Here is a 13,309-nt window from a genome sequence, read left to right as displayed (position 1 = left end):
CAGGTGCGGGTTGCGCACCATGCGTCCCTGGGTCGCCGGGCCCTCCAGCAGGGCCTGCACCGCGTCGGCGTGCACCTGCCAGGCGCCGACCGGGTCCACGTCCGCCGACGGCCCGGCCGGCAGCTCCACGGCCGCCCCGCCGGCCAGCAGGCCGGGCAGCCACTCGACCAGGTGCCGGACCACGTCCCGGGCCCGCCACTGCGCCACCGGTGTGGGCGCGTCCCAGTCACTGGTGCCGCGGACCCGGGCGGAGAAGACGGCCGCCACCTCGCGGTGGCGCTCGGCGGGGGAGGTCATCCCCGGAGGCTAGCCCGTGCCCCCGGCGGTCGTCGATTGTTCCGAAACCGCACGAGAATGCCCGGATCTTCTGTGGTTTGGGTCCAAACGGCAGGTGGTGACTCGCCGGGGAGCGGGCTATAGGGTCACCCGATGGCGGGATACTCAGCCACCCCCCTGCCCCGCAAGCTCGGCGTCACGGACGGGCAGGTGGTGCTCCTGGACGGCGTGCCGGACACCGTCCGGCTGGGCGACCTCGGCGCCGCCCACGTCGTACGCCGGCTGCCGGCCGCCGCGGACCTGGTGCTCACCTTCCACACCACCGAGGCGACGCTGCGCCGACGGCTGCCCCGGCTCCTCGAGCGGACCACCCCCGCGGGCGCGGTCTGGGTGTGCTGGCCGAAGAAGTCGGCCCGTCGCCGGCTGGAGCAGGAGCTCGGCGTGTCCTGCGACCTGGACGAGAACCTGGTGCGCGCGCTGGGCCTGGCGCTCGGCGTCGTCGACGTGAAGGTCGCCGCGATCGACGAGGTGTGGTCGGGCCTGAAGCTGGTGCGGCGGCTGCGGGACCGGTGAGGACGCTCAGTCCGCCCGGTGGCCCCCGGGCCGCACCGCCGGACGCTCGGCGGTGTCCTCGAGCGCGGAGCGGTCCTCGCCCCGCGGCGGTCGGGGCGCGGGCGCCGTGGTGATCCCCAGCACCCGGCTCAGCCGGGCGACCAGCACGAACGCGAGGAACAGGCAGGCGATCGCGCCCACCGAGGCCAGCACGAGGAACCACCAGGCGCGGTCCTCCCCGGAGCGCGCGCTGACCCCGAAGTCGATGGCCGAGCGGACCAGGAAGCCCCAGGCCACCACCGCCACGGTGATCCCCGCGGCCAGGCCGAGCGCCGCCGGCCGCAGGCGCACGGGCGCGCGGTCACCACGCCTGGATCCCGCTCGCTTGCCGGCCGCTCGCGCCACGCGCCCATTGTGGCCGAACCGGTGCCGGATCACGGGAAGCGGGTACCCCGCGTCGCGCGCCGACACGCCGAGGCGGACCCGGCCGTCCGGCCGCTGACCTGCGCTGATCCGTCGGCGGGGCGCTGCTCGGCAAAACCCTGGGCCAGCCTCTTGCCATGCCGCCACCGGCGTCGTACGGTTACCACTACATCTAGTAGTTACACCGTTGTGGTTTTCCACATCTAGTCCACAAATCGGGATGAGATAGCCACAGAAAACGGTTGAACCTACACAGGCTCCGTCCTGTTATCCACAAGGCCGCACACACCTCCGGGGGTGTGCGGGTGACCCCAGAGACGACCGAGGAGGCCCGGCCCGTGCACTGCCCGTACTGCCGTCACACCGACACCCGGGTCCTGGACTCCCGCGTCAGCGAGGACGGCTCCTCGATCCGCCGGCGGCGCACCTGCCCGGCGGAGTCCGGCGGCTGCGGCAAGCGGTTCACCACCGTGGAGCTCATGCAGCTCACCGTGGTGAAGCGCTCGGGTGCCAGCGAGCCGTTCAACCGCGACAAGGCGGTCTCCGGTGTCCGCAAGGCCTGCAAGGGCCGGCCCGTCTCGGAGGACCAGCTGGCCCGGCTGGGCCAGGAGGTCGAGGACGTCCTGCGCGCCGAGGGCTGGGCCGAGGTGCCCGCCCACGAGGTCGGCATGGCCATCCTGGGCCCGCTGCGCGAGCTCGACGAGGTCGCCTACCTCCGCTTCGCCAGCGTCTACCGCGCCTTCGAGTCCGCCGACGACTTCGAGTCCGAGATCGCCCTGCTGCGCGCGGAGCGCGCGCCCGACGGCGTACACCCGGTTCCCACCGGGTGACCCCAGACCACCCGGCACGTAGTGGGGAAGCTGCGTGCCGGGTGCACCACCTCGCAGCACCCCTGCAGCACGACGACGTACGACGACCAGCCAGCGTCACCACACCCAGAGGAGAGCCCATGACCGAGACGGCGAACGCCGCACCCTCCGCCCGGAAGAAGGGCGCCGGTCTGACGATCGAGCGCGTCTTCTCGACCGAGGGCGTGCACCCCTACGACGAGATCACGTGGGAGCGGCGCGACGTCGTCCAGACCAACTGGAAGACCGGCGAGACCGTCTTCGAGCAGCGCGGCGTGGAGTTCCCGGAGTTCTGGAGCATCAACGCCTCGACGATCGTCACCACCAAGTACTTCCGCGGCGCGGTCGGCACCGACGCCCGGGAGTGGAGCCTGCGCCAGCTCATCGACCGGGTGGTCACGACCTACCGCAGGGCCGGCGAGGAGTTCGGCTACTTCGCCACCGCCAAGGACGCCGCGGTGTTCGCCGACGAGCTGGTCTGGCTGCTGGCCCACCAGTACTTCTCCTTCAACTCCCCCGTCTGGTTCAACGTCGGCACCCCGTCGCCCCAGCAGGTGAGCGCGTGCTTCATCCTCTCCGTCGACGACTCGATGGACTCCATCTTGAACTGGTACAAGGAGGAGGGCTTCATCTTCAAGGGCGGCTCGGGCGCCGGCCTGAACCTCTCCCGGATCCGCTCGTCGAAGGAGCTGCTCTCCTCCGGCGGGACCGCCAGCGGGCCGGTCTCCTTCATGCGGGGTGCCGACGCGTCCGCGGGCACCATCAAGTCCGGTGGGGCCACCCGGCGCGCGGCGAAGATGGTCGTCCTGGACGTCGACCACCCCGACATCGAGGAGTTCGTCGCCACCAAGGCGCGCGAGGAGGACAAGATCCGGGCCCTGCGCGACGCCGGGTTCGACATGGACCTCGGCGGCGCCGACATCACCTCGGTGCAGTACCAGAACGCCAACAACTCCGTGCGCGTCTCCGACGAGTTCATGCGTGCGGTGGAGGAGGGCAAGCCCTTCGGGCTGCGCGCGCGGCAGACCGGGGAGGTCATCGAGACCGTCGACGCCCGCGAGCTGTTCGACAAGATCGCGCTGGCCGCGTGGGAGTGCGCCGACCCCGGGCTCCAGTACGACGACACCATCAACGACTGGCACACCAACCCCGAGACCGGGCGGATCACCGCATCCAACCCCTGCTCGGAGTACATGTCGCTGGACAACTCCTCGTGCAACCTGGCCTCGCTGAACCTGATGAAGTTCCTCACCGACGACGACACCTTCGACGCCGAGCTGTTCGGGAAGGCCGTCGAGCTGATCATCACCGCGATGGACATCTCGATCTGCTTCGCCGACTTCCCCACCGAGTCCATCGGGCAGACCACCCGTGACTACCGCCAGCTCGGCATCGGCTACGCCAACCTGGGTGCCCTGCTGATGGCGATGGGTCTGGGCTACGACTCCGAGGGTGGCCGGACGATGGCGGCCACCATCACCAGCCTGATGACCGGCACGTCGTACAAGCGCTCCGCGGAGCTGGCCAAGGTCGTCGGCCCGTACGCCGGCTACGCCCGCAACGCCGAGGCCCACAAGCGGGTGATGCGCAAGCACCAGTCCGCCAACGACGCCGTGCGCCCGCTCGGCGCGGTCGACGGCGCGGTGCACAAGCAGGCCACCAAGGCCTGGGCCGCGGTGGTCAAGCTCGGTGAGACCAACGGCTTCCGCAACGCGCAGGCCTCGGTGCTCGCGCCCACCGGCACCATCGGCTTCATGATGGACTGCGACACCACCGGCATCGAGCCGGACTTCTCGCTGGTGAAGTTCAAGAAGCTCGTCGGCGGCGGCTCGATGCAGATCGTCAACCAGACGATCCCGCGGGCCCTGAAGCGGCTCGGCTACCAGCCCGAGCAGGTCGAGGCGATTGTCGGGTACATCGCCGAGCACGGCCACGTCATCGACGCACCGGGGCTGCGGACCGAGCACTACGAGGTCTTCGACACCGCGATGGGTGCCCGGGCCCTGGCCCCGATGGGCCACGTGCGGATGATGGCCGCGTGCCAGCCCTTCCTGTCCGGGGCGATCTCCAAGACCGTCAACCTGCCCGAGACCGCCACGGTCGAGGACATCAAGGACGTCTACCTGCAGTCGTGGAAGCTGGGCCTGAAGGCCACCGCGATCTACCGCGACAACTGCAAGGTGGGTCAGCCGCTGGCCGACGCCATGGCGAAGAAGTCCGAGGTCGTGGCGGACGTGCCCGCGGAGATCACCCCGGTCGAGAAGATCGTCTACCGGCCGACCCGCAAGCGGCTGCCGAAGTCGCGGGCCTCGCGGACCACCTCGTTCACCGTCGGCGGCGCAGAGGGCTACATGACCTCCGGTGCGCACGACGACGGCGAGCTCGGTGAGGTGTTCCTCAAGCTCGGCAAGCAGGGCTCGACGCTGGCCGGCGTGATGGACGCCTTCTCGATCGCGGTGTCGATCGGCCTGCAGTACGGCGTCCCGCTGGAGACCTACGTCTCGAAGTTCACCAACCTGCGCTTCGAGCCGGCCGGGCTGACCGACGACCCCGACGTGCGGATGGCGCAGTCGATCATGGACTACATCTTCCGTCGCCTCGCGCTCGACTACATGACCTTCGAGGAGCGCTCGATGCTCGGCATCTACTCCGCCGAGGAGCGCCAGCGGCACCTCGAGACCGGCTCCTACGAGCCGATCGTGGAGCTGAGCGAGGCCGAGTCCCTCAAGGCCGAGCACCACGACGTGGTCGAGGCTCCCGTGGGGGAGCCGCACCCGATCACCGACCGGGAGACCAAGGACACCCACGGCTCGGAGGCCCGCGAGGTGCCCGCCCACGTGACCAAGGAGGCGCACACCTCCGCGGAGCTGATGGAGCAGATCACCGGTCACGCCGTCGACAGCCCGCTGTGCTTCACCTGCGGCACGAAGATGCGCCCGGCGGGGTCCTGCTACGTCTGCGAGGGCTGCGGCGCCACCAGCGGCTGCAGCTGAGCACCGGCGAGTCCGGCGACCCGTCACAGATGGCGGCGGGCGCCGGACTCACCTGTGGGTGGGTCGTGGGGCCTGGAAGTGCTGGTAGTCGGGGGGTGTCCACGAGCCGCCCCACTCCCAGCCGATCGCCTCGAACGCCTCGACGACGACGTCGCCGCCGAAGTCGCTGGCCGGTCGCACTCCTCAGACCAGCTCGCCGCGCCTCCTGCTCAGGTACGCACGCTCGGCGGAGTTCTGGGTGAGGGTGAGCGCGGCGTCGTACGCCTGCTTCGCCTCGGTGCTGCGGCCCAGCCGGCGGAGCAGGTCGGCGCGAGTGGCGTGCCAGGCGTGGTAACCGGTGAGCGGCAGCGCGTCGACCAGGGCGAGGGCGACCTCCGGGCCGTCCAGCTCCGCGACCGCGACCGCTCGGTTGAGCGCGACGACCGGCGAGGGGTCGAGCCGGGTGAGCTGGTCGTAGAGCGCGACGACCTGCGACCAGTCGGTGTCCGCCGCCGCGGGGGCGTCGGTGTGCACCGCGTTGATCGCGGCGAGCAGCTGGTAGCGCCCGGGCCGGTTGCGCGCGAGGCACTCGCGGACCAGGTGGTGGCCCTCGGCGACCAGCGTGCGGTCCCAGCCGGCGCGGTCCTGCTCGGAGAGGGGAACCAGCTGCCCCTCACGCACCCGGGACTCGCGCCGGGCCTCGGTGAGGACCATCAGCCCGAGCAGACCCGCCACCTCGGGCTCCTCCGGAAGCAGCCGGCGGAGGATCCGCGTCAGCCGGATGGCCTCGCCGGTGAGCTCGGCACGGACCGGGTCGCCGTCGCTGGTGGCGAGGTAGCCCTCGTTGAAGACGAGGAAGAGCACCACCAGCACCCCGTCGAGTCGCACCGGGAGGTCAGCCGCCGTGGGCACCCGGTAGGGCACCTTCGCGGCCGCGATCTTCTTCTTGGCCCGGGTGATCCGCTGCGCCACCGTGGTCTCGGGCACCAGGAACGCCCGCGCGATCTCGGCCACGGTCAGCCCGCCGAGGAGCCTGAGGGTGAGGGCGATCCGGGCCTCCGGAGCGAGCGCCGGGTGGCAGCAGGTGAACAGCAGCCGCAGCCGGTCGTCCTCCACCGGCCCGGTGGGCTCGTGCGGCGTGTCCTCGGCGTACATCATGGCCGCCTGGTGCTTGGCGTCACGCTTCTTCTCGCGGCGGATCCGGTCGATCGCTCGGTTGCCGGCCGTGGTGGTGAGCCAGCCGCCGGGGTTGGGCGGTACGCCGGACTGCGGCCACCTCTCCAACGCCGCCACCAGCGCCTCGCCCGCCGCCTCCTCGGCGAGGTCGATGTCCCCGAAGCGGCGCACGAGCGAGGCGACCAGGCGGCCGTACTCCTCGCGGAAGACCCGCTCGACGGCCGCCGATCCGTCCTGCACCGCCGACCCCGTCGGTCCGGCCGGCTCAGGCCAGGCCGTCGAACGGCCGGACCTCGACCTTGCCCCGGCACGCCTTGGAACCCTCGGCCGCGAGCCTGAGCGCCACGTCGAGGTCGGGCGCGTCGATGACCCAGAACCCCCCGATGACCTCCTTGGTCTCGAGGTAGGGACCGTCGGTCAGCACCGGCGTCTTCCCCTGGCCGTCGACCACGGTCGCCGTCGACGCCGGCGCGAGCCCGCCCGCGAAGACCCAGTAGCCCTCGGCGCGGAGCCGGTCGTTGAACACGCCGGTCGCGGCGAACGCCGCCTCCATCTCCTCCTGGGAGCCGTAGCTGCCGAACTCGCTCCTCTCGACAGGGCCGTGCACGGCGAGCAGGTAGTGCGTCATCACAGTTCTCCTCGGTTCCGGGCAGTCCCGATGACCGCCTCCGCCCCCACCACGAACGGCGTCCCCCCGGTACGACAACCTGCCACACGGTGGAGCGGGTGACACCCGGCTGCACACGGGCTCGACAGCGTCGCGGTCGGCCTGGAGGGGCCGCTACCGACCTCCCCAGGATTGCCGATTGGACCCAAACGACAGTGATTTCGCCGACTTCGGTGTGGTTTCAGTCCAATCGACGGGGGTCGTCAACGTCCGAGCGGACCCGGCAGGGCTCGGCCCCGGCGGCCCTCACGACGTCTCAGCGGGGGTGAGCAGGGTGCGGGTCCACGTGTCGGCGACGAGGTGGGCGTACTCGGCCGGGGTGTAGCCGGCGTCGGTGAGCAGCTGGAAGTACTCCGGGGAGTTCATCGACCACACGAGGTCGGCGGCCTGCTCGTCGGAGAGGTCGGGGCGCAGCCGGCCGGTGCCTCGCAGCTCGTCGGCGAACAGCCTCATGTTCGCGCGTCGGCGTCGGCTGATCGACTCCCGGAGTCGGCGGCACTCCGGCTCGCGGGCGCCGGCCTCCCGGAGGGCCAGGTTGAGCGGGACCGTGCGGGGCAGCAGGTCGGCGAGCGTCTCGGCGTAGACCAGGATCTTGTCCTCGGCGGTCTCCGCCTCCCGGATCCGGCGCACGTAGTCGCGCTCCTGCGCAGGAACCGGCTCCTCACCGGAGCCCAGGATCATGTCGTGCACCGCCAGCAGCAGCTGCGGCTTGCGACCCACGCTCGCGTAGACGGTGTCGACCGAGACCCGGGCCCGGCGAGCGAGGTCGGCGACCGAGGTCTCGGCGTACCCACGCGTGGTGAACAGCTCCCTGGCGGCCCGCAGCACGGCCCGTCGGGTGGCCTCGGCCTGCTCCCGGCGGGCCGGGGAGTGGTAGCGACGGGTCTTGACGGTGTCGGCCACGAGGCCTAGCGTACCAATATTCGTCCGAAGCAGGATCGGATCAATCTAGGTGGTCGCCATGCCGGACACCCACACACAGCACGACAGCGTGGTCGCGTGCGCGCCGGGCACGGGCCGCGGCACCTGGGCGATGGGCTCGCTCTTCGAGCACCTCGCAGGCCCCGAGCGCACCGGCGGGACGCTGGGGGTCGCGCTGGTGACCCAGCCGCCGGGCGTCGCCACCCCGCTGCACCGTCACCGCCACGAGGCCGAGGCGTTCTACCTGCTCGACGGTCAGATGACCTACGTCGCCGGCGAGGAGACCTTCGAGCTGGCCGCGGGCTGGTTCATGTACCTGCCCCGCGGACTCCCGCACGCCTTCCGCATCCGTGGGGACCGGCCGGCCCGCTTCGTCGCCCTGACGGTCCCCGGCGGACTCCTCGGGCTGTACGACGAGGTCGGCGTGCCGGCCGACGCGCTGCGCCTCCCGGCAGAGGGCGAGGGACGCCCGCTGGTGGAGGAGATCGGCCGGTGGAACGAGGTCGGGCCGCGCTACGGCCTGGAGGTCGTCGGGCCACCCATCCCGGAGTGAAGCCCATGGTGACCGGGGTGCGCGCGACAGGTGGCGGTCCCCGCAGTCCCGGTGACCGCCACCCGGATCAGGCGTGAGCCTCGGACTCGGCCGCGGCCGCCAGCCGCTCCAGGGTCTGCTCCATGGTCCGGCGGTTGTGCGTCGGCCGGTCGCTCACTCCGGTTCCGGCGGTCGCGATCGGTCTGAACCACCTCGGCCGCAGGTCGAGCCAGGACTCCGTCACCCGGCAGCCGGCCGGCACAGCCTCGAAGCTGTAGGACCAGTCGGAGACCTTCACCGGCCCGAACCGCACTCGGAACGAGAACCGCCGACCGGGCTCCGCGTCGATGACGGTCGCCACGCTGGTCCAGGATCTCCTCCCGTTGCGGTTCCGCCCCCGGAACCGTGCGCCCGAGCCGGCCTCCGCGACGTCGTCGAGCCACTCGCCGCCGTGGTTCTCCGGCGACCACTCACCCATCCGCCGGAGATCGGCCACCATCGCGTACACCCGCTCGGGCGGCGCTGCTATCTCTCGGGTCACCGACACGGCCTGGCTCATGGCCCGGGAGCCTAGTCCCGGCGAGAGCACAGAGCCACCGCCCCGGCCCACGGGCCTCAGCCCGCCAGGTGACCCCACCGGCCGACCAGGTCGCTCCACGCTCCCTGGTCGACCAGGGAGCCGTCGGCGAGGACGACGACCCGGTCGGCCTGGGCGAGTGCGGCGGCCTTGCTGGTGGCGCCGAGGACGGTGGTACCGGTGTCCCTCAGCGCCTGCCAGAGCTCGATCTCGGTGGCGGCGTCCAGCGCGGAGGAGACGTCGTCGGCGAGCAGGACCTCGGCCCGGCAGGCCAGGGCCCGGGCGAGGGCGAGGCGCTGCACCTGACCGCCCGAGAGGCGTACGCCGCGGTGCCCGACCAACGCGTCGGCACCCCCGGCCTCGGCGACGTCGCGGCCCAGGCGGGCCGTCTCGATGGCCGGACCCACGTCACGGTCGGGGTGGTCGAGGGTGATGTTGCCGGCGAAGGTGCCCGAGAGCACGCGTGGCACCTGGGGCACGATCGCGATGCGGCCGGGGCGCAGGTCGAGCTCCTTGTCGGTGAGCTCGCGGTCGTTCCAGTGGATCGAGCCGGTGGAGGACACGAGCCCGGCGAGCGCGCCGAGCAGGCTGGACTTGCCCGAGCCGACCTGGCCGAGCAGCAGCACGAGCTCGCCCGCCGAGACGGTGAGGTCGAGGTCGCTGACGCCCACGGTCCCGTCGTCGTGGATGGCGGTGAGCCGGCGGACGCTCAGCGTCCGCAGCGGCTCGTGCACCGCCGGCGCCGGGTCGGGCGCGGACCCGGTGCGCAGGTCGACCCCGGCTGGCAGGGTGGTGAGGTCGCCGCCACCGGCGAGCGCGCTGGTGGCCCGCATCCAGGCCCGGACACCGGGGGCCTCGGTGACGACCGCGCCGGCGACCCGGCCGAACCAGTCGAAGCCGCTGACCGCGTTGGTCATCAGCAGTGTCGTCGCCAGGCCCCAGTAGCCGGCGACCAGGCCCCCCCAGGCGGCGACGACGCCGCACTGGACCATCACGACGGGGACGCCGTCCAGCAGCGCCTGGATCCGGTGCTCGCGGACGGCCGCCTCGACCCGCCCGCCGTCGACCTCCTGCAGGTGGGTGTGGACGGCCGGCGTGGCGGCGGCCAGCTTGACCGTCCGGACCGAGTCGAGCGCCGAGACCAACGAGCGGCCGAACCCGGCCCGGGCGGCCGAGGACGCCGCCGCCGAGCGCCCGGCGATCCGGCGGCCCACCGACGAGGCCAGCGCGGCCGACGCCATCACCGCGAGCAGGATGCCCCCCGCGAGCCAGGTGCCGGCGACGAGCGAGGTGATCACGACGATGGCCAGGCCGTTGACCAGGTCCACCCAGCGGTCGGCGTACCGGGTGATCCGGTCGGCGTCCATGGCCCGCGCCACCGCCTCGCCCGGCGGCGTCCGCACCAGGCGGCGCTGCGCGGTCTGGCCGTGCAGGACCGCGGTCCGTACGCCGAGCTGCACCGACACCCACCAGCGGGGGTAGACCCAGAACGCCTGGGACAGCAGCAAGGGGGACGCGAGCAGCGAGACCACCAGCGCGACCACCAGCGGCCACGGATCCTCGCCGTTCTGCAGCGCGGTCACCAGGTGCCCCCACGTCCAGCCGGTCAGCGCGCCGAACGCCCCGGTGATCGCCGAGACCAGGAACAGCCCCATCCCGACCAGTCCCCACGACGGGTTGGTGGTCATCGCCCGGAAGGTGGTGCGCGCCAGGCTCGGGGTCGGCTCGAGGGTGGGCGGAGGGGGCGGGGTGGTGCTGCGGCGCGTGGTGCCGATGACGTGGCCGTCGACGGCATCGCGGACGACGGCCGACGCCGCGTCGGCCCGGGCCTCGTCGGTGGAGCTCGCAGGGGTGTCGAGGTCGTCCAGGTCACCGGTCTCGGCCGAGGCCTCGAGCAGGCGGCGGAAGGGGCCCTCGACCCTGGCCAGGACGTCTCGTGGGCCGTGCTGGACGACCCGGCCCCGCTCGAGGACCGCGACCTGCTCGGCGCGCTCGATGGTGGAGAGCCGGTGCGCCACGAGCAGGCCGGTGCGCCCGGCCAGGAGCCGGCCGGCGGCCGCGACCACCCGGGCCTCGGTCACCGGGTCCATCCGGGCCGTCGCCTCGTCGAGGATCACGACCTTCACGTCCCGCACGAGCAGACGGGCGAACGCCACGAGCTGCTCCTCGCCGGCCGACAGGCTGGTCCCGCCGGGGCCGAGCCTGGTGTCGAGGCCGTGGGGGAGCCCGGTGACCCACGCCGTCAGGCCGAGGGTCTCCACCGCCGCCTCGACCTCCTCGCGCGGCACGGGGATGAAGAGCGTGATGTTCTCCGCGAGCGTCCCGGCCAGGATCTCGGTGCGCTGGGTGACCACGCCGACCTCGGCCCGCAGCTGCTGCAGGTCGAGGTCGCGGACGTCGACCCCACCGAGGAACACCTGCCCCGGCTCGGGCTCGACCGCGCGGGAGAGCAGGGAGGCCAGCGTGGACTTCCCGGAACCGGTCCGGCCCACCAGCGCGCAGGTGTGCCCCGCGGGCACGGTCAGGCTGACGTCCTCCAGGGCGAAGGTCCCGTGCTCGTAGGCGAAGTGCAGGTCGCGGAGCTCCACGTCGAGCCGGTCGTGGCGGACGGGCAGGCCGCCCTCGGGCTCGGCCGGTGAGGCGAGCATGCCGCGCAGCCGGAGCACGGCGCCGAAGCCGGCCTGGAGGTCGGGCAGGTGCCGGGCCAGCATGTCGACCTGGCCCACGAACGTGGAGGTGACCAGGAAGAGGGTGACCAGCGAGGCCGTGCTGAGCCGGTCGCCGAGCACGAGCGCCACGCCGACGACGCCGACCCCGGCCAGGAGACCGTGCAGGAGCAGGCCGGTACGCCGGGTGATCCTGGTCTCCAGGACCAGCACGGCCTTGAGCCGGCGCAGGACCTCGGCGGCCAGCACCGTGCTCCGGCGCATCACGTGGGCCTGCCCGAGGCTGGTGCGCAGGTCGTCGCGGGCGGCGACACCCTCCTCCATCACGGCCGCGTGGTCGGTCCAGGCCATCTCCTCGAGGACCTTGCGCTCGGCCACCCCCGGCAGCAGCGGGCGGGCCACCGCGACCGCCAGCACGGCGGCGACCGGGAAGAGCAGGAACGCCGGCCACCAGGTGAACCCGGCGACGAGCCACAGCGGCCCGGACGCCAGCAGGGTGCGAGCCGCCATCCAGACAGACCACCGCAGCAGCTGGCCCACCTCGTGGGTGTCGTCGTCGATCCGGTCGAGGATCTCGCCGACGGCCTGCTCGGTGAGCGACGAGAGGGGCTGGGCCAGCGCGGCATCCAGCAGGTCGGCGCGCAGGGCTCCCTCCGCCCGGTCGACGATGACGAACCAGCCCGTCTTCGCGACGGTGTCGATCAGTGCCCCGCCGACCACGCAGAGGGCGAGCAGGCCCACCAGCGCCGCGGTCGCGGTCTCGGTGAGCCGGCCGGCCACGATCGCGGCCAGCGACGCCAGCGTCGCAGCGGCCAGCGACCCGGCCAGGCAGGCGAACGTGGCCGGGCGGCGCAGCCGTCGCCAGTCGACCGGGACCCGCCCCTCCGGGAGCGCGCCGTCCACCGACGGCGCGAGCGCGACGTCGGGCGCGGACAGCACGGGAGAAGGCACCCGACCAACTTAGGAAACCACGCCCGTGCTCCGCGAATCGTTTACCGCCGGAAGGCGCCGTTCTGGGTGGTGCGCGTCACAATCGAGAGATGGGTGCGGACCGGGTTCCGACGTACTGCCCGTTGTGCGTGTCGCGCTGCGGGGCGCGCGCCGAGGTCAGCGACCAGACCCTGGTCGCGCTGTACCCGGATCCCGCCCATCCGACCGGTGCGGCGCTCTGCGTGAAGGGCAAGGCGGCGCCCTCGATCGTCCACCACCCCGCACGGCTCCTTCACCCGCTCAGGCGGACGACGCCGAAGGACGCCGCGGACCCGGGCTGGGAACCGATCACCTGGGACGAGGCGCTCGACGCGGTGGTGGACCGGCTCAGCGCGGCGGCCGCCACCGACGGACCCGGGTCGGTGGCGTTCAGCTCCAGCTCGCCGTCGACCTCGGCGATCAGTGACGCGGTCGACTGGATCCTCCGGCTGGTGCGCGCGTACGGCAGCCCGAACTACTGCAACTACATGGAGCTGTGCGGCTGGGGCCGCTTCCTCGCCCCGCTTTACACCTTCGGCGCCCCCGTACCCGGCACCTACCTGCCGGACCTCGAGAACGCCGGATGCATCCTCTACTGGGGCTACAACCCCTCGGTGGCGAGACTGGCGCACGCAACCAGCACCGCGGCCGCCCTCCGGCGCGGGGCGAAGCTGATCGTGGTCGACCCGCGCAAGGCGGGCCTCGCCGCCAAGGCCGACCACTGGCTGCG

13 protein-coding genes are annotated in these 13,309 nt (G+C 72.6%); 5 read left to right on the top strand and 8 right to left on the bottom strand.

Annotated features, from left to right (window positions below):
- A partial coding sequence (locus PLP61_RS09120) for a maleylpyruvate isomerase N-terminal domain-containing protein (protein ID WP_324502315.1) occupies positions 1-297 on the bottom strand: 297 nt, incomplete at its 3' end.
- A gap of 132 nt (positions 298-429) precedes the next feature.
- Here PLP61_RS09120 and PLP61_RS09115 point away from each other — a divergent pair.
- Positions 430-849: a DUF3052 domain-containing protein gene (locus tag PLP61_RS09115; RefSeq protein WP_324502314.1), complete on the top strand. Its 420-nt coding sequence runs from the start codon at positions 430-432 to the stop codon at positions 847-849.
- A gap of 6 nt (positions 850-855) precedes the next feature.
- Here PLP61_RS09115 and PLP61_RS09110 read toward each other — a convergent pair whose 3' ends face one another.
- Positions 856-1,179: a hypothetical protein gene (locus PLP61_RS09110; protein WP_324502313.1), complete on the bottom strand. Its 324-nt coding sequence runs from the start codon at positions 1,177-1,179 to the stop codon at positions 856-858.
- 410 nt (positions 1,180-1,589) lie between these two features.
- Between PLP61_RS09110 and nrdR the strand changes: the two genes are divergently transcribed.
- On the top strand, positions 1,590-2,081 hold the full coding sequence (gene nrdR / locus PLP61_RS09105) for a transcriptional regulator NrdR (protein ID WP_324502316.1): 492 nt from the start codon (positions 1,590-1,592) through the stop codon (positions 2,079-2,081).
- A gap of 119 nt (positions 2,082-2,200) precedes the next feature.
- The gene (locus PLP61_RS09100; RefSeq protein ID WP_324502312.1) at positions 2,201-5,092 is read left to right on the top strand and encodes a vitamin B12-dependent ribonucleotide reductase; all 2,892 of its coding nucleotides are present in this window, start codon (positions 2,201-2,203) and stop codon (positions 5,090-5,092) included.
- A gap of 48 nt (positions 5,093-5,140) precedes the next feature.
- On the opposite strand, the gene PLP61_RS09095 is transcribed toward PLP61_RS09100, so the two are convergent.
- The 4 genes from PLP61_RS09095 to PLP61_RS09080 form a co-directional block, all read right to left on the bottom strand.
- Positions 5,141-5,272, bottom strand: a complete 132-nt coding sequence (locus tag PLP61_RS09095) for a M15 family metallopeptidase (RefSeq protein WP_324502311.1) — start codon at positions 5,270-5,272, stop codon at positions 5,141-5,143.
- 3 nt (positions 5,273-5,275) lie between these two features.
- Positions 5,276-6,487 carry an RNA polymerase sigma factor gene (locus PLP61_RS09090; RefSeq protein WP_324502310.1) on the bottom strand — a complete coding sequence of 404 codons (1,212 nt, stop codon included), beginning with the start codon at positions 6,485-6,487 and terminating at the stop codon, positions 5,276-5,278.
- A 25-nt stretch (positions 6,488-6,512) separates the two neighbouring features.
- Positions 6,513-6,875, bottom strand: a complete 363-nt coding sequence (locus PLP61_RS09085; RefSeq protein ID WP_324502309.1) for a YciI family protein — start codon at positions 6,873-6,875, stop codon at positions 6,513-6,515.
- Between the two features lie 285 nt (positions 6,876-7,160).
- Positions 7,161-7,817 carry a TetR/AcrR family transcriptional regulator gene (locus PLP61_RS09080; RefSeq protein ID WP_324502308.1) on the bottom strand — a complete coding sequence of 219 codons (657 nt, stop codon included), beginning with the start codon at positions 7,815-7,817 and terminating at the stop codon, positions 7,161-7,163.
- A 58-nt stretch (positions 7,818-7,875) separates the two neighbouring features.
- Between PLP61_RS09080 and PLP61_RS09075 the strand changes: the two genes are divergently transcribed.
- Entirely contained in the window at positions 7,876-8,388 is a 513-nt protein-coding gene (locus tag PLP61_RS09075) for a cupin domain-containing protein (protein WP_324502307.1), read from the top strand.
- 67 nt (positions 8,389-8,455) lie between these two features.
- Here the strand turns inward: PLP61_RS09075 and PLP61_RS09070 are convergent, their stop codons facing one another.
- Together PLP61_RS09070 and PLP61_RS09065 are read right to left on the bottom strand one after the other, a co-directional pair.
- Complete coding sequence (locus tag PLP61_RS09070; protein ID WP_324502306.1) at positions 8,456-8,926, bottom strand: SRPBCC family protein; 471 nt, start codon at positions 8,924-8,926, stop codon at positions 8,456-8,458.
- A 56-nt stretch (positions 8,927-8,982) separates the two neighbouring features.
- Positions 8,983-12,561: an ATP-binding cassette domain-containing protein gene (locus tag PLP61_RS09065; RefSeq protein WP_324502305.1), complete on the bottom strand. Its 3,579-nt coding sequence runs from the start codon at positions 12,559-12,561 to the stop codon at positions 8,983-8,985.
- A gap of 89 nt (positions 12,562-12,650) precedes the next feature.
- On the opposite strand from PLP61_RS09065, the gene PLP61_RS09060 reads away from it, so the two are divergent.
- On the top strand, positions 12,651-13,309 hold a 659-nt coding region (locus PLP61_RS09060; protein ID WP_324502304.1), incomplete at its 3' end, for a molybdopterin-dependent oxidoreductase.

It is taken from the genome of Nocardioides sp., assembly GCF_035429765.1.
GTDB lineage: Bacteria > Actinomycetota > Actinomycetes > Propionibacteriales > Nocardioidaceae > Nocardioides.
This window is presented reverse-complemented; position numbering and strand designations above follow the sequence as displayed.

Bases quoted from the DNA above. Each gene is read 5' to 3' on its own strand.
- PLP61_RS09115 (WP_324502314.1), top strand. From the start codon at position 430: ATGGCGGGATACTCAGCCACCCCCCTGCCCCGCAAGCTCGGCGTCACG.
- PLP61_RS09100 (WP_324502312.1), top strand. From the start codon at position 2,201: ATGACCGAGACGGCGAACGCCGCACCCTCCGCCCGGAAGAAGGGCGCC.
- PLP61_RS09085 (WP_324502309.1), bottom strand. From the start codon at position 6,875: ATGACGCACTACCTGCTCGCCGTGCACGGCCCTGTCGAGAGGAGCGAG.
- PLP61_RS09075 (WP_324502307.1), top strand. From the start codon at position 7,876: ATGCCGGACACCCACACACAGCACGACAGCGTGGTCGCGTGCGCGCCG.
- PLP61_RS09070 (WP_324502306.1), bottom strand. From the start codon at position 8,926: ATGAGCCAGGCCGTGTCGGTGACCCGAGAGATAGCAGCGCCGCCCGAG.